The organism is Streptomyces sp. NPDC001135 (assembly GCF_053598395.1).
The window spans coordinates 360,125-374,523 of record NZ_JBSFKD010000003.1 but is presented as its reverse complement, the minus strand read 5'-3'; the positions used below and the strand labels follow the sequence as shown (position 1 = coordinate 374,523).

At 74.9% G+C, this 14,399-nt stretch carries 16 protein-coding genes; 9 read left to right on the top strand and 7 right to left on the bottom strand.

The genetic code is table 11. The features are described from left to right. Positions 1 to 158: 158 nt before the first annotated feature. A complete protein-coding gene (locus ACWC94_RS07000; RefSeq protein ID WP_450795338.1) occupies positions 159 to 1,127 on the bottom strand; it encodes a nucleoside hydrolase in 969 nt (322 codons plus the stop codon). 40 nt (positions 1,128 to 1,167) lie between these two features. After that, positions 1,168 to 2,391, bottom strand: coding sequence for a threonine--tRNA ligase (gene thrS, locus ACWC94_RS06995; RefSeq protein WP_450795352.1), 1,224 nt, complete (start codon positions 2,389 to 2,391; stop codon positions 1,168 to 1,170). Between the two features lie 315 nt (positions 2,392 to 2,706). On the opposite strand from thrS, the gene ACWC94_RS06990 reads away from it, so the two are divergent. Continuing rightward, positions 2,707 to 3,489, top strand: a complete 783-nt coding sequence (locus ACWC94_RS06990; protein WP_450795337.1) for a hypothetical protein — start codon at positions 2,707 to 2,709, stop codon at positions 3,487 to 3,489. Positions 3,490 to 3,515: 26 nt separating this feature from the next. Here the strand turns inward: ACWC94_RS06990 and ACWC94_RS06985 are convergent, their stop codons facing one another. Both ACWC94_RS06985 and ACWC94_RS06980 read right to left on the bottom strand, forming a co-directional pair. Beyond that, the gene (locus ACWC94_RS06985) at positions 3,516 to 4,289 is read right to left on the bottom strand and encodes a L,D-transpeptidase (protein ID WP_450795336.1); all 774 of its coding nucleotides are present in this window, start codon (positions 4,287 to 4,289) and stop codon (positions 3,516 to 3,518) included. Beyond that, positions 4,279 to 4,782 carry a SigE family RNA polymerase sigma factor gene (locus ACWC94_RS06980; RefSeq protein ID WP_450795335.1) on the bottom strand — a complete coding sequence of 168 codons (504 nt, stop codon included), beginning with the start codon at positions 4,780 to 4,782 and terminating at the stop codon, positions 4,279 to 4,281. Before ACWC94_RS06980 ends, ACWC94_RS06985 begins: the two co-directional genes overlap by 11 nt. A 114-nt stretch (positions 4,783 to 4,896) precedes the next feature. On the opposite strand from ACWC94_RS06980, the gene ACWC94_RS06975 reads away from it, so the two are divergent. The 5 genes from ACWC94_RS06975 to ACWC94_RS06955 all read left to right on the top strand — a co-directional run bounded on the left by ACWC94_RS06975 (position 4,897) and on the right by ACWC94_RS06955 (position 8,864). Continuing rightward, positions 4,897 to 5,343, top strand: a complete 447-nt coding sequence (locus ACWC94_RS06975; RefSeq protein WP_450795334.1) for a sigma factor-like helix-turn-helix DNA-binding protein — start codon at positions 4,897 to 4,899, stop codon at positions 5,341 to 5,343. Continuing rightward, on the top strand, positions 5,340 to 6,014 hold the full coding sequence (locus tag ACWC94_RS06970) for a hypothetical protein (RefSeq protein ID WP_450795333.1): 675 nt from the start codon (positions 5,340 to 5,342) through the stop codon (positions 6,012 to 6,014). Before ACWC94_RS06975 ends, ACWC94_RS06970 begins: the two co-directional genes overlap by 4 nt. 71 nt (positions 6,015 to 6,085) lie before the next feature. After that, complete coding sequence (locus ACWC94_RS06965; protein WP_450795332.1) at positions 6,086 to 7,690, top strand: transglycosylase domain-containing protein; 1,605 nt, start codon at positions 6,086 to 6,088, stop codon at positions 7,688 to 7,690. Positions 7,691 to 7,789: 99 nt separating this feature from the next. After that, entirely contained in the window at positions 7,790 to 8,338 is a 549-nt protein-coding gene (locus ACWC94_RS06960) for a GNAT family N-acetyltransferase (protein WP_450795331.1), read from the top strand. After that, positions 8,328 to 8,864, top strand: coding sequence for a GNAT family N-acetyltransferase (locus tag ACWC94_RS06955; protein WP_450795330.1), 537 nt, complete (start codon positions 8,328 to 8,330; stop codon positions 8,862 to 8,864). Before ACWC94_RS06960 ends, ACWC94_RS06955 begins: the two co-directional genes overlap by 11 nt. Positions 8,865 to 8,915: 51 nt before the next feature. On the opposite strand, the gene ACWC94_RS06950 is transcribed toward ACWC94_RS06955, so the two are convergent. Next, complete coding sequence (locus ACWC94_RS06950) at positions 8,916 to 10,259, bottom strand: tetratricopeptide repeat protein (protein WP_450795329.1); 1,344 nt, start codon at positions 10,257 to 10,259, stop codon at positions 8,916 to 8,918. Positions 10,260 to 10,371: 112 nt separating this feature from the next. Between ACWC94_RS06950 and ACWC94_RS06945 the strand changes: the two genes are divergently transcribed. Together ACWC94_RS06945 and ACWC94_RS06940 are read left to right on the top strand one after the other, a co-directional pair. After that, positions 10,372 to 10,554, top strand: a complete 183-nt coding sequence (locus tag ACWC94_RS06945; RefSeq protein WP_450795328.1) for a hypothetical protein — start codon at positions 10,372 to 10,374, stop codon at positions 10,552 to 10,554. A 124-nt stretch (positions 10,555 to 10,678) separates the two neighbouring features. Further along, positions 10,679 to 11,920, top strand: coding sequence for an amidohydrolase (locus tag ACWC94_RS06940; protein ID WP_450795327.1), 1,242 nt, complete (start codon positions 10,679 to 10,681; stop codon positions 11,918 to 11,920). Between the two features lie 50 nt (positions 11,921 to 11,970). On the opposite strand, the gene ACWC94_RS06935 is transcribed toward ACWC94_RS06940, so the two are convergent. Together ACWC94_RS06935 and ACWC94_RS06930 are read right to left on the bottom strand one after the other, a co-directional pair. Continuing rightward, on the bottom strand, positions 11,971 to 13,260 hold the full coding sequence (locus ACWC94_RS06935) for a hypothetical protein (RefSeq protein WP_450795326.1): 1,290 nt from the start codon (positions 13,258 to 13,260) through the stop codon (positions 11,971 to 11,973). A gap of 81 nt (positions 13,261 to 13,341) precedes the next feature. Beyond that, entirely contained in the window at positions 13,342 to 13,566 is a 225-nt protein-coding gene (locus ACWC94_RS06930; RefSeq protein WP_450795325.1) for a hypothetical protein, read from the bottom strand. Between the two features lie 238 nt (positions 13,567 to 13,804). Between ACWC94_RS06930 and ACWC94_RS06925 the strand changes: the two genes are divergently transcribed. Further along, on the top strand, positions 13,805 to 14,287 hold the full coding sequence (locus tag ACWC94_RS06925; protein WP_450795324.1) for a hypothetical protein: 483 nt from the start codon (positions 13,805 to 13,807) through the stop codon (positions 14,285 to 14,287). Positions 14,288 to 14,399: the final 112 nt, after the last annotated feature.

Sequence of the window (14,399 nt, the reverse complement as noted above, 5' to 3'; positions counted from 1 at the left end):
AAAAGCCCCGATGCCGGCCTGACCCTCTACCAGGTCCTCGACGTCCTTCAGGACCTGTTGAGGTGCTGGACCGGCACCTGCACCACCTGCGGCCGACCCCTGCCGACCAGCAGAACCAGAGCCAGAACCTAACGAAGCACTACTAGGGCCACTCCGCCTCAGGGCCGTTCCACCGTCTCCAGGTACAGCTTCACGTACCGGTCCACGTCGACCTGCAACGCCACGTCCACCAGGGCCTGTTCGCGCTCGCCCTCGTGGATCTCGGACTCGCCGGGGCGGGGGCGGCGGTCGACGATCGTCTGGCCCCGGGCCGGGCCGGGCGCCAAGGAGACCTCGACCGGCAGGAGCCGGGTGGTGATGCCGGCCGGGTCGGCGACCGCGCACACCGCGCCCGCGTCGCCGAGGCCGCCCGCCTCCTCCGCCTCCGGGGCCTCGCCCTGCGTGGTCGGCCGGTGCGCGAGGAGTTCGCCGGCCAGCCGGGTGCCGGGGTCGCTGCTCGCGCGCAGCCGGTGGACGTCCGGGGCGTCCACCACGACCCGCATGAACACGTCCAGGCCGTACATGGTGATCGGCACACCGGCCGTGAGCAGGATCGCCGCCGCCTCCGGGTCGTGCCAGACGTTGAACTCGGCGACCGGCGTGGCGTTCCCGACGGCCACCGCGCCGCCCATGAAGACGATCCGCTCGATGTTGCGGGTCACCTCGGGGTGGGTGCGCAGCAGCAGGGCGATGTTGGTGAGCGGGGCGGTGGGGACGAGGGTGACCGGGCGGGGGGAGGCGAGGATCTCGCGGCGCAGGAGAGCGACCGCGTCCAGGTCGGCGGGGCGGCGGGCCGGGGCGGGCAGGCCGAGGTCGCCCATGCCGTCCGAACCGTGCACGTGCCGGGCCGGGCGGGCGGGTTCGATCAGCGGGCGTTCGGCGCCCCGGCCCACCGGGATGTCCGGGGCGCCCGCCTGCTCCAGCACGGTCAGGGTGTTGCGGACCACACCGTCGACGTCCGTGTTGCCGGCCACGCAGGTCACCGCCCGCAGATCGAGGCCCGGGTGGCGCACCGCCAGCAGCAGGGCGAGGGCGTCGTCGACACCGGTGTCGCAGTCGATGATCAGGGGGATGGGCTGACCGGTCACGGCGAACTCCTTCCGTCAAGCCGACCTTAGATCACTCCGGTCACTCCCACAGGGCGGTACCGCGTGCGGCGACCCGGGCGGCGACCCGGGACAGCAACTCCGGCACCGGCAGCCCGCCGGGCCTACGGCCGTCCCGCAGGCGTACGGCGGCCAGCCCGGCCTCGGCCTCGCGCGCACCGATCACCGCCTGGTAGGGCACCAGGCGGGCCGCGCGGATCCGGGCGCCCAGGGTGCCGTCGGCGGGAGCGGCGAGTTCCGCCCGCAGGCCCAGCTCCCGGGCCTGCCGTACGACCGCCGCCGCACACCCCTCCTGCTCCTCGGACACCGGCAGGACGGCCAACTGGACCGGGGCGAGCCAGGCCGGGAAGGCGCCGGCGTGCGCCTCGACGAGGTGGGCGACGGCCCGCTCGACGCTGCCGATGACGCTGCGGTGCACCATCACCGGGCGGTGCTTCGCGCCGTCGGCGCCGATGTAGTGCAGGTCGAAGCGGGCCGGCTGGTGGAAGTCGATCTGCACGGTGGACAGGGTGGACTCACGGCCTGCCGGGTCGGCGATCTGCACGTCGATCTTCGGGCCGTAGAAGGCGGCCTCGCCCTCCGCCTCCTCGTACGCCACCCCGGACGCGTCCAGCACCTCCCGCAGCAGCTCGGTGGCCCGGCGCCACAGCGCGGGGTCGGCGACGTACTTGCCGCCCCCACCGGGCAGTGAGAGACGGTGGCGCACGGCCTCGATGCCGAGGTCGGCGTAGGCGCGGCCGATCAGCTCCAGCGCGGCACGGGCCTCCTGCACCGCCTGGTCCAGGGTGCAGAAGATGTGCGCGTCGTTGAGCTGGATGGCCCGTACGCGGGTCAGTCCGCCGAGGACACCCGAGAGTTCGGCGCGGTACATGCTTCCCAACTCGGCGATCCTGAGCGGCAGTTCGCGGTAGCTGTGGGAGCGGGAGCGGTAGATCAGGGCGTGGTGGGGGCACAGGCTGGGGCGCAGCACCACTTCGTCGGACTCGTGGGGGCCCAGCCGCATCGGCGGGTACATGTCGTCGCTGTAGTGGTCCCAGTGCCCGGAGATCTCGTACAGCTCCCGTTTGCCGAGCGCCGGCGAGTACACGTGCCGGTACCCGGCGCGGCGTTCGGCCTCGCGGATGTACTCCTCCAGGGTGTGCCGTACGACCGCGCCGTCGGGCAGCCAGTACGGCAGGCCGGCGCCCATCAGCGGGTCGGTGTCGAACAGGTCCAGCTCACGGCCGAGACGGCGGTGGTCGGGCAGACGGTCGTCCATGGGGGTTCCTCCTCGCCAGGAGGGGCGGGCACCCCGTGACACGCCAGAAGCCCCGGGGCGTACGCCCCGGGGCTTCGGTGCTGGTCAGGTGTCAGCGCGCCGGGACGGTCTCCGGCGTCGTCGTGCTCTTCGGGCACTGCTGGGCGCGCTGCATACGAAGACCGTAACAGCCCGTGAAGCCGCAGGTCGAGGCGTTTTCGGCCGGGCACTCACCCGGACGGACGCAAGCGCTGGTGAGGCGGGCGGGGCGGTGGTGCCGTGAGAGCAGGCACCACCGGCCGCAGCCCAGGAGGCACCTCTGACATGACCGACGCGATACGCCCCCGTGGTCTTCCGCTCTGGCTCACCGTCGCCGGCCTCCTCGGCCTGGGCAGTTGCGCGGCGTTCGGTCTGAAGCACCCGGAGACCGCGCCCCAGCCCTTCCCGACGATCGACAAGCAGGCCCCGGCGCCGAAGCCGTCTGCGCGGGCCGACGGCTCCACCCTCACCGACGCGCAGGCACAGGCCGCGCTCGTCACGCAGACCGACCTCGGCGCCCCCTGGACGCCGACCCTCGGTGCGGCCACCTGGCGGGACGGGCTGCTGAAGGCGACCACCGAGGCCGGCGACTGCCAGCCGCTGCTGGAGGCCCTCTACGCCGACGAACTCCTCGGCGGCCCCGCCCGCGTCGCCACCGGCCTGGACGACACCGACACCGACGCCCAGCTGCGCTACCAGATCGCCGCCCGCCGTCCCTCCGACATCGACGCGGCCCTGAAGTGGCTCGGCACGATGCCGGCGCAGTGTGCGCGCTTCACCGCCACCACGGAACTGGGGGTCCTCGAGGACGTCCAGGTCACCGACGCCCCGCTGCCGGAGGTCGGCGACGCGCGCCAGGGCCTGCACGTCAGCATCGCCGCCGTGGACCGGGACGGGCAGCAGGCCCTGCTCTCGCTGGACGTGGCCGCCGTCCGGGTCGGCGAGGACGCCTTCGCCTTCACCAACGGCGGCCTGGGCGACGTACCGAACGACGCGACGCAGGCCGCCGTCCAGGTCGGCGCGCTCCGCCTGGCGGACGTCCGCAGACAGGGGCGGGCGCAGGTCTGACCGCGCACCTCCCGGGGGTGACCGTCCTAGGACGGCGCCGGCGCGGAGGCCCCGACCGTCGGCGTCCGCCCCGTCACCAGCACCACGGCACCCTTGTCCAGCCGGGCGTACAGCCACTTGGCGTCGGCCTCGCGCAGGCCGATCCAGCCGTCGGTGGCGGGGTGGTGGCCGGGCGCCTGCGAGTCGTGGGTGGGGACGATGGCGAAGGTGGCCTTGCGCGTGTCCGCGGAGAGCAGTTCGATCCCCCACGGAGCCATCGGCTTCGCCGCGCCGCCACCGCTGCTTCCGCTGCCGCTTCCGCTGCCGCCGAGGCCGCTGCCCGCCTCCGGCGCCCCGGCCCGGTACTTGCCGGTGACGGTGAACCGGCCGGTGGGTGCGGGCTGTCCCGGCACGCCGGGGGAGACGGGCAGGACCCGCCCGTCGACGGTCATCACCCTCCTGGTGAGGTCGACGACGGCGTCGGCGGCGGCCTCGGTCGGGGTCGCGGACGGGACCGGGCCGGGGCGCAGGCTGGGACCGGTGGCCGGGGTGGTGCGGCGGCCGGGGCCGGAGTCGTGGCCGGGGCCGTGGCCGGCGGTCAGGGTGACGGCGACGGCCGCCGCGGCCGCGACCCCGGCGAGCACGACGGTCGTACGCCGGCGACGGCCTCGCCGTACGGCGAGGCGGCGGATCTCCGCGCCGGACACGGGCGGCGCGCACTGGTGCTCATCGGCCAACGTGCGCAGGACTTCGGACAGTTCGGCGGCGTGCCCCGTGCCGGTGCCGTCGCGGCCGGTGCCGTAGCCGCGGTCATCGGACACGGTCGGCCTCCCTCTCCCCCTCGCCCGGGGCCAGCGCCCGTGCCAGTGCCGCGCGGCCACGGGACAGGCGGGCCTTGACCGTACCCACCGGGGCCCCGGTTTCCGAGGCTACTTGCTCCACACTCAGGTCGCACAGATGGTGCAGGACGACGGCCATCCGCTGGGCCTCGGGCAGCGTGCGCAACGCGGTGACGAGCGCGGCGTGCTCGGGATCGGGCCCGGGGACGGACTCCGGCAGCGGGGTGCGCCGCACGAGCTCCAGCCACCGCCGGGCGCGCCGCCACCGGCTGACGGCGAGCCGCATCGCGACGGTCCTGACCCACGCCTCGGGCGCCCCGTCCGCGAGGAAGTCACGCCGCCGGTCCCAGGCCCGTACGAAGGCCTCCTGCACGACGTCCTGCGCCTCGCCGTGATCCCCGGTGAAGGCGTAGAGCTGACCGGTCAGCCGGGGAAACGCGGTCGCGTAGAACGCGTCGAACTCGTCCTCGGTCATCCCGCCCCCGCCATCGGTGCCCCCAACTTCCCCGAACCCCCGTGCAACCCGGAACGCTCCGTGGTGCGTACAGGTCCCGTACGCCGCACATGGAAACACACCGTAGGGGAACCGATGACGTCCAGAGCCAGCCGCCGACCCTCCCACCGACCCGGCCGCAGGCCCGAGTTCGGCGGCTACGCCGCCATGGCCTGGCCGCGTCTGCTGCGCACGGCCCAGCTGCTGACCGGCGAGCCGGCCGAGGCCGACGCCCTGGCGCGCGCCGCCCTGTCCGACGCGTACGCCCGCTGGCGGCGCATCCCGGGCAACGACACCGACTTCTACGTACGACGCCTGCTGGTGCGCCGTCACCTGCGCCGCCGGTCGCGGGGCCGGGGGTCCGGCCCGGACGCCGCGCTCGCCCGCGCCCTCGCCGCCCTGCCCGCCCGCCAGCGGGTGGTGCTGGTCCTGCGCCTGGGCGAGGACCTGGGCCGGCTGGAGATCGCCGAGATGCTCGGCTGGTCGGTGGGCGCGGTGAAGTGGTACGAGCGACGGGGGCTGAAGGCCCTGGGGGCGGCATGAGGAAGAGGCGACCCGAGGCGTGGCACGGGGAGTTGAGCGAGGCCTTCGCCACCGTCCTGGAGGAGGCCCCCCGCACGCCCGTCCCGCTCGCGGCCATCGAGCGCGAGGGCCGGGCACGGCGCCGCCGGCGCCGGATCACGGCGCTGCTGAGCTGCTGTCTGCTGGTGCTGGGCCCGCTCGGCTACGTCGGCCTGCGGCTGGCGGACAGGTCCGCGTCCGGATCCGCGACACCCGCGAGGACCGGGACGGCCGGGGCCGTGCGGGTGGTGGCGGCCGGCGAGCGCGTACGGCCGCTGTCCGCCACGCAGGTGTGGCTGACGAAGGACGGGGCGCACTGGTCGGCGCCGCAGGGCGGGGGCGAGTTCCTGCCGGTCGCGGCGCTCTCCTCGGGGCCGCCGGCGGTCACCCTCCGGCTGGAGGTGCTGGGCGGACGGCTGCTGCTGTCCGGCGTCCACCACGGCGGCGGACCGGCCGCCCGCGTCGAGGTGGAGACACCGTCGGGCCGCGTCCCCGGGACCGTGCTCACGCTGGCGGGCTCTCCCGGCTGGGACGTCTGGTACGCGACCGCCCCGTTCACCGTCACCCACGACAAGCGGACGCTGCTGGACGCCCGGGTCACGGTGTACGACGCGGACGGCAGGGTGCTGGCGCGGGGCGGGGTGGGCTCGTGAAACACAAGCTGACGAAGCGACCGTCCGTGGAGCAGCCGCCCTCGAAGCAACCGTCCGTGAAGCAGCCGTCCGTGAAGCAGCCCCTCGTGAAGCGCCTTCTCGTGCATCTGCGCCGCCGCCGGGGCCGCTGGGCCCGGCGCGTCCTGGCGGGACTCCTCGCCCTGGTCCTCGCCCTCGTCGGCACGGTCTGGGTGGCGTACCTGCTGACCACCATCCCCGCCCCCCACCCGGAGACGGTGAGCCAGAGCACCGTCTTCCTGGACGCGGAGGGCGAGTACCTGGGCCGGCGCGGCCCGGTGGACCGGCAGGACGTGCCCCTCTCCCAAGTGCCCCGGCACGTCCAGGACGCCGTGATCGCCGCGGAGAACCGTTCCTTCCGCACGGACTCGGGTGTCTCGCCCAGCGCGATCGTCCGCGCGGCCCTGGCCACGCTGTCCGGCGGGGAGCGCCAGGGCGGTTCCACGATCACCCAGCAGTACGTCAAGAACGCCCTGCTCAGCCCCGAGCAGTCGCTGACCCGCAAGGCCCGCGAGGCGCTGATCTCCGTCAAGCTGGACCGCACCCGCTCCAAGGACGCGATCCTGGAGGGCTACCTCAACACCGTGTACTTCGGCCGGGGCGCCGCGGGCATCGAATCGGCGGCACGGAACTACTTCGGCGTGGACGCCGAGGACCTCACGGTGGCGCAGGGCGCGGCACTCGCGGCCGTCATCAACCGGCCCACGTACTACGAACGGGCGGGCTCCGACGGGGAGGTCACCGCGACGCTGCAGAAGCGCTGGCGCTGGGTCCTGGACGCGATGCGCTCCTCGGGCAGCATCACGGCCGCGCAGCGCTCCTCGGCCGCCTTCCCGGCCTTCCGCTTCTACCCGCCCGGGGACACGGACGGCCAGCGCCAGTACCTGATCGACGCGGCGGCCACCGAGGCCGCCCGCCGCCTGGGCATCTCGCAGGACCAGCTGGCGCGCGGCGGCTACACGGTCCGTACGACCTTCGACCTGAGCACGCAGTACGCGGTCTCGGAGCGGGTCCGCGAGCGCGAGGGCGCCCTGACCCTGCCGAAGGGCACCCGGCTGCACGCGGCCGTGATCGCCATGGTCCCCGGCGACGGCGCGGTCCGCGTCCTGTACGGCGGTACGGACTACGCCCACCAGCCCTTCAACGACGCCCTGTCCGGCGCGGTGGAGGCCGGTACGGCCCTGCGGCCGTTCACCGGGATCCGGCTCGGCGCCCCGCTGACCGGGCTCGCGCGCACCGCGGCACCGACGCCGCTGACCGTGGCCTCGGCGTACGCGACGGCGGCGGCGCGGGGCACCTACGCGGCGCCGTACACGGTGGCCCGGATCACCCGGGGCGGCCACACCCTCTACACCGCCCACCCGGACCGGCACCGGGTCATGGACCCCGGCACGGCCGCGACCACGGCGAAGTACGCCACCGTGAGCCCGCTGCCGGTGTTCACCGGCGGCGCGGGCACGGGCCCCGGCACCCGGACCCTGTGGCAGTCGGCGTACACCCCCCGGCTCGCCCTGACCACCGCCCTGTTCGCCGAGCACCCGGCCACCAGAGGCCACCGGGCCACACCGGCCCACCTCCCGGCAGCGGCCGGGGATCTGGCGGCGGGCGTCCGGTCGGACGTCTTCGCCTCCACGGCGGCGAACCCGGCACGGGGGTGAGCGATGGCTTGTGCCACGGGCCGGGGAGGCCGAACGCGCCCGCGCGGTGCCCCGCTTATCGGATTGCCGCCGGCCGGTCCGGCCCGATAGGAAGCTGACATGCTAAGAGGCGGCAAGGTCGGGCTCAGGGCCCGGCACGAGGACGACATCCCGATCCTGCGGACCGAGCTCTACGACGACGTCGTCAACTCCTCGCGGGCCGAAAGCGGGCCGTGGCGGCCGATCACACCCGGCGCGAAGGATCCGCGGCTCGTGGTGGACGACAAGGAGCAGGGGCACGTCCCCTTCTCCGTGGTCGAGCTGGACGGCGGCACGCTGGTCGGCACCGCGACGCTGTGGGGCATCGACAACCACAACCGGTCCGCGCACATCGGTCTGGGGCTGCTGCCGTCCTGCCGCGGCAAGGGCTACGGCACCGACGTGGTCGCGGTGCTGTGCCACTACGGTTTCGTCGTGCGCGGCCTGCAGCGGCTGCAGATCGAGACGCTGTCGGACAACGCCGCGATGCTGCGCTCCGCCGAGCGCAACGGCTTCGTCCGCGAGGGCGTGCTGCGCTCCTCGGCCTGGGTGATGGGCGAGTTCCTGGACGAGGTGGTGCTCGGGCTCCTCGTCCAGGACTGGAAGCAGGGATCGTTCCGTGTCCGGTGAGATCACGCTGCGCCCGGTGACCGCCGGCGACCTCGACCTGTTCGAGCGCGAGTTCAACGGACCGGAGGGGACCGGCCGGTACCAGTGGTTCGGCTTCGGTTCACCGGCCGGCCTGCGCCGGCAGTTCGCCGAGACCGGCCTGCTCGGCCCCGACGGCGGCGTGCTCTCCGTGGCGGAGGCGGGCCGGACGGTGGGCCGGGTCGAGTGGTTCGCCAGCGCCTGGGGGCGACCGGCCACCTCCAGCTGCTGGACCCTGGCGATCGGCCTGGTACCGGCCGCGCACGGCCGCGGCATCGGCACCCGGGCCCAGCGGCTGCTGGCCGAGTACCTCTTCGACCACACCAGGGCCGAACGGCTCCAAGCCTGGACGGACCGCGCCAACCTCGCCGAGCAGCGTGCGCTGGAGAAGGCCGGCTTCGTCAGGGAGGGCGTGCTGCGCTCGGCGCAGTGGCGCGGCGGCCGGTGGCACGACCAGGTGATCTTCTCCATGCTCCGCGCGGAGCGGTCCGGTGGCGAACCGGGGTGATGCGCGTGTCGAGGCCGACCGCAGGCCGCCCACCGAGCCCGGCGGACGGTGTCACAGCGGCGGCTGTGCCGGAGCCGGGCCCAGGGTCGTCGTGCCCGGGGCCGTGCGGTGACCCAGGCCCGTGCGGTAGGCGTCGAGGGCGGCCTCCGTACGGCCCGTGCGGCGGAGCAGGTCGCCGAGGAGCCGGCACAGGTCGGCCAGGTCGCCGGCGGCGCCCGCGCGTTCCAGGAGGCTGAGCGCGCGGACGTAGTGCTCCTCGGCGGCCTCGGTGTCCCGGGTGTCCTCGGCGATGATGCCGAGCAGGCGGTGGGCCGCGGCGGCGTGCACCGCGCCGCGTTCGGAGGAGAAGTCACCGAGGACGCCCCGCAGGAGTCCGGCGGCCTCGTCGGACCTGCCGCGGCGGTGCAGTACGTCGGCCAGTTCGACGGCGGCCTGGCTGCGGTAGAGGGCGGCCCGGCTCTGCGCGAGCATGGCGTGCGCCTGACGCAACTCGGCTTCGGCACGCTCCAGTTCGCCGTTCTGGGCGCAGACGTAACCGCGCATCCAGTGGCAGTTGGCCAGCTCGGTGCGCAGCTGCAGCTGGCGGTAGAGCTCGGCGGCCTTGGCGAGGGAGGCGTCGGCCTCGGCGACCCGGCCCTCGGCGATCAGGGTGCGGGCCACCGAGCGGTGCATCCGGGCGATCAGCGCGGGGTCGGCGGCCCGCGGCGCGAGCGCGAGGGCGAACTCGGCGGCCTGGGCGGCGCGGGCGTGCGCGCCCATGTCCATGTACGGGCCGATGACACTCGCGTACAGGAGCAGCAGGGCGTCGGGGTCGTGCAGACCGCCGCGGTTCAGTTCGTCGAGGGCGGACTCCAGGAGGTAGACGGCGTAGCGGAGTTCACCGGCGAGGTAGTGCGCGACCGCGCGTCCGCGGACGGCCGGTACGCGCACCGGGAGGGACTGGTCCGCGAGGTGCTCCTCGGCGCGTTCGAAGAACTCCCGCGCCTTCACCAACTCTCCGGTCTCCAGCGCGCATTCGCCGAGTCCCAGCAGCGCGGTGGCCTGCTCGCCGCCCAGCCCGTGGGTCTCCGCCTCCGCGCGCAGCGCCGTGTACTGGACGGCGGCCTCCTCGGCCCGGCCGTCCGCGAGGACCCGCTGCGCCCCGGTGAGCCGCAGGCGCAGGTCGGTGGCGAGGTGGGTGGGCCGGCCGACGGCCAGCTCCTCGAAGGCCACGCCCAGCCGTCCGGCGATGTGCCGCAGTGCCTCGTCGGAGGCCCGCACCCGGCCCGCCTCCAGGGTCGAGATGTAGGCGGGCGTGTAGGCGGGCTCCGCCAGCTGCCGCTGGGTCAGCCCACGCTCGGTGCGCAGCTGCTGCACGCGCCGCCCGACGACCGAGGGGTCATCCCGTTCCCGCATCGCCCATGCCCTCCAACTCCCGTGGCCGCTCTTGCCGTCAGGCTGCGGCACCCCTAGGTTAAACGGCGAATTAAGCCTGCTTAATACGCCGCTGTCGTGTTGCGAGGTCGCCGTGATCGGACGTACATCCGCACCCTTCGAACGGCCCGCCACACGGTATGCCAGAGGCGTCGCCGCCGCGGTGGTCGCCGTGACGACCCTCGTCCTCGCGGCGAACGCGGGCCCGGCCCGCGCAGCGGCCCCGCCGGTGCCGGCCGCGCAGCCCACGACGCCGGCGGCGGTGTCCCACCCCTGACGGGGCACGGGATCAGAACCCGGCGCCGCACACGCGCGGTACGGGACGCCCGCCACCGCGCCGGGCCCGGCCGGGCGCCGGCCGATCCGGGGACAACGACGCGGAACCGGCCTACGCTGCGGCCATGACCTCCGCCGCCGCCCGTACCGCTCTCGACCTCACCTCCGACCTGCCGGCGGCACGGCTGGCGGACTTCTACCGGGACCTGCACCGCAACCCCGAGCTGTCCCTGCGCGAACACCGCACCGCCGGGAAGCTCGCCGAGCGGCTGGAGCGGGCCGGGTTCGACACCACCCAGGGCGTCGGCGGCACCGGTGTCGTGGGCCGGCTGCGCAACGGCGACGGCCCTACCGTGCTGCTGCGGGCCGACATGGACGCGCTGCCGGTCACGGAGGAGACCGGGCTGCCGTACGCCTCGACGGCGGACGGGGTGATGCACGCCTGCGGGCATGATCTGCACGTCACCTGGCTGGCCGGGGCCGCAGCGGCACTGGCGGCCGGCCGGGACACCTGGAACGGCACACTGCTGCTCGTCGGCCAGCCCGCCGAGGAGAGCGGGCAGGGGGCGGCCCGGATGGTCGCGGACGGGCTGTACGAACGGTTCGGCCGGCCGGACGTACTGCTCGGGCAGCATGCCGCGCCCGGCCCGGCGGGCCTGTACCCGCACGCTCCCGGCCTCATCATGTCGGCGGCGACGGACGTGGACATCGTCGTGCACGGCCGGGGCGGGCACGGCTCGCGGCCCGAGTCGACCGTCGACCCGGTGGTGACCGCCGCCTACCTGGTCACCCGGCTCCAGACGGTCGTCTCCCGGGAGCTGGCCGCCCGCGAACCCGCGGTGCTCACGGTGGGCCGCATCGAGGCGGGCACCCGGCACAACATCATCCCCGCCGAGGCCCGTATCTCCCTGAACCTGCGTACGCAGTCGGAGGAGGTGCGCACCCGCATGCTGGCCGCGATCCGGCGCATCGCGCACGGCGAGTGCCTGGCCGCCGGCTGCCCGCGCGAGCCGGAGGTGACCGTCGGCACCACCTTCCCGGTGACCGTGAACGACGCGGCCACCGACGCCGCCGTGGCCGCCGTGCACGGGGAGGTCTTCGGCCCGGGCACGGTGTTCGACCCGGGCCCGGCGATGGGCAGCGAGGACTTCCCCGAGCTGGCTCTCGGCTCGATCCCGTACTCGTACTGGTTCGTCACCACCACTCCCGCCGAGGTCTGGGAGCAGGCTCCCGGCGACACGCTGCCGGAGAAGTTCGCGGCCGTGCCGAGCAACCACAGCCCGTACTTCGCACCCGACCTGTGCACGATCACCCCCGGTGTCCGCACCCTCGTCTCCGGGGCCCTGGCCGTGCTGTCGGCGGCATGAGCGGGTGACCACGGCGGCGTGGCCGGCGTGGTGCTGCCGCGGTGGTGCGGCTAGGGAGCCGTCTGGAGCTGGCGCAGGTGCTGCCGGACGTTCTCCAGTGCGCCGCTCCGGCGGCCCGGCACGCTCAGCCTCAACTCCGCGAGCGCGGGACCGAGTTCCCTGGCCGGTGCCGCCTCCGTGATCCGCCCCCACTGGTGGTGGGCCCGGTCCACGGCGGCCTCCACGGCCGGCGAGTCCACCGCCTGCCCCGCGCTCAGCCGGGTCCGGGCGACCGCCAGCCAGGCCCGGCAGCTGCGCACCGTGTCCCCCGCGAACATCGCGAGGTCGGCGCGGACTTCGGCCCAGTGCAGTGCCTCGTCGGAGGCAGGCCCGTGGTCGCGCACGGCGAACTGCTCGTGCCGGGCGGCGAACGCGTCGGCATCGGCATGCCGCCCGGCCCGAACGGCGGCGCTGATGACGGCGTGGGGGTCTTGCGCGGCGCCGATGACGGCGTGGGGGTCTTGCGCGGCACCGATGACGGTGCGGGCGTTCGGCTCGGCGCCGATGACGGCATCCCGGGCCTGCCCGGAGCCGATGACGGCGTGGGGGCTCGATACGGAACCGAGGGCGGCCCCGGGGTTCGGCTCGGTGCCGGGCGGGGTGACGGGGTGGACCTCCAGCCCGCCGGGACGCGGGGACGGCTGGGCGAACGGGGGTCTGAAGGCCGGGGCCCCGGCAGCGGCGAGCACCAGCCCCCGGCCCGTACCGGACTCACCGACCCGGGCCAACGCCTGCTCGTGCAACTGCCCCAGCGGGGGCCGGTAACCGCTCCTCAGCAAGGTGGCGACCGCCTTCAGGTACGCCGGCTCCCCCACCCCCCGCCGCCCGCCCGCCGTCACCACACGACCGTAGAGAGCGCTGGTCGGCCCGCAGTCCAACCCGCGCTCGGTGACGTACTGCCAGGCCTCGCCGTCCGCGTGCAGGTCCACCACGAGCCCCGTGTCCGCGGCGGAGCGCAACCGCAGCTCCTCCCGGATCCAGTGCCACGGCAGCCCCGTGTAGCGGACGGTGGCCGCGGTGGTGCGCGCCAGCGCCAGGTGCGGCAGCCGCTGCCGGCGGTCCAGCTGCAGCTGGCCGGCGATGTACACGGTCAGCGGCCCGGGCGCGGCCGCGGCGGCGCGCAGCCGGGTCAGGACGGCCTGCGGCTCCAGCGGGTCGGCGAGTTCGACCACGTTGGCGGTGTCGGTGCCGGACAGCACGGCGGGCGCCACGGCGGCCAGCACCGGCAGCACACCGGCCGCGTCCACCAGGCGTCCCCGGCCCACCGGCGAGGCCGCGAGCAGCAACACGGTTCCGGGCATCGGTCCTCCCCCTGTAGCGCCTGTCGGCCCTGAGCGGCTCTCCAGCCAGCACCGTAACCGCTGCTGCTGCAAACCCGCGCCTCAGGACCGCAAACGTCCCAGTTCGAGGTGTTCGCCCGGCGCCTGCCGGATCCGCCGCGCGGCGAACACCGTGGTGTCGTCGCCCAGCCGGCCGCCGCTGCGCCGCAGGACGCCGTCGCGGACCCGGCGCACCAGGCGCCGGGGCTCGGTGCCGTGCGCGTCGGCGGCGACCGCGCGGGCGATGTCCCGGGCCGGCGGCCACAAGGCGTCCGCCCGGTCCGGCACAAGGCGTCCGCCCGGTCGCGGGCCTCGGTCACGCCGTCACTGACGCGCGGCAGTCGGCCCCACCGCCCGTACCCCGTCTCGGTCACGGCGGGCAGCCCTTCCGTTTTCCCGGCGTCTCCCAGCGAAACACGGGAGAGAACCGGCCGCATCCGGGCACCCGTCACCCCCTGGCCGACTTGCCAGGCCCTGGCCCCAGGTGTGCTCTGGAAGGCGGGGGCAAGGAGAGAGGAGTGCTCCCATGGCTCAAGCGGCACCCGCGCCCGGTGGCATGCCCCGCCCCGGCGTCAGGCCGGAGATCGGGGCCCGTACGTCCGAGGGGCGCGCCCGTCCGCCCGACGTCTTCGACGCGCGCACCCATCGCATCGCCCACATCGCCGTCCCGGTCGTGCTGGGCCTCGTCTACGGCTACTGGGTCGCGGCCGACGCCCGCCAGGGCGGGGCCATCACCGGCGGGAACCTGCTGCTCGGGTGGATCAGCGCGCTGGTGTTCGCGGTGGTGTGCTTCGCCCTGCTGACGCTGGCCCCGCGGATGCCGCGGGAGCTGCACGCGCTGCTGTGGACGGCGTTCACCGGTATCGCCTTCGGTTTCCTCTACGTCCAGACGGGCCACTCGGTCTGGCGGTCCGTACTGATGTCGCTGGTCGTCTCCGGGTGCACCTTCGCCGTGTTCTTCTACCGCTATTACACGCGCGAGGACGCGTTCGGGAACCGCGTCCGCTGAACACGCGCAACCGACCGTGACGGTGAGTGCGCGGGCCCCCGCCGACCGGCCGGGGCCCGCGCACGGCCCTGGTCCCCTCTTCCCTCACCCCCCCGCACGCGCCGGCGCCACC

What these genes read in the sequence shown, in the direction of transcription:
- ACWC94_RS06990 (WP_450795337.1), top strand. Translation starts at nt 2,707, where the DNA reads ATGACCGACGCGATACGCCCCCGTGGTCTTCCGCTCTGGCTCACCGTC.
- ACWC94_RS06980 (WP_450795335.1), bottom strand. Translation starts at nt 4,782, where the DNA reads ATGACCGAGGACGAGTTCGACGCGTTCTACGCGACCGCGTTTCCCCGG.
- ACWC94_RS06975 (WP_450795334.1), top strand. Translation starts at nt 4,897, where the DNA reads ATGACGTCCAGAGCCAGCCGCCGACCCTCCCACCGACCCGGCCGCAGG.
- ACWC94_RS06970 (WP_450795333.1), top strand. Translation starts at nt 5,340, where the DNA reads ATGAGGAAGAGGCGACCCGAGGCGTGGCACGGGGAGTTGAGCGAGGCC.
- ACWC94_RS06960 (WP_450795331.1), top strand. Translation starts at nt 7,790, where the DNA reads ATGCTAAGAGGCGGCAAGGTCGGGCTCAGGGCCCGGCACGAGGACGAC.
- ACWC94_RS06950 (WP_450795329.1), bottom strand. Translation starts at nt 10,259, where the DNA reads ATGCGGGAACGGGATGACCCCTCGGTCGTCGGGCGGCGCGTGCAGCAG.
- ACWC94_RS06940 (WP_450795327.1), top strand. Translation starts at nt 10,679, where the DNA reads ATGACCTCCGCCGCCGCCCGTACCGCTCTCGACCTCACCTCCGACCTG.
- ACWC94_RS06935 (WP_450795326.1), bottom strand. Translation starts at nt 13,260, where the DNA reads ATGCCCGGAACCGTGTTGCTGCTCGCGGCCTCGCCGGTGGGCCGGGGA.
- ACWC94_RS06925 (WP_450795324.1), top strand. Translation starts at nt 13,805, where the DNA reads ATGGCTCAAGCGGCACCCGCGCCCGGTGGCATGCCCCGCCCCGGCGTC.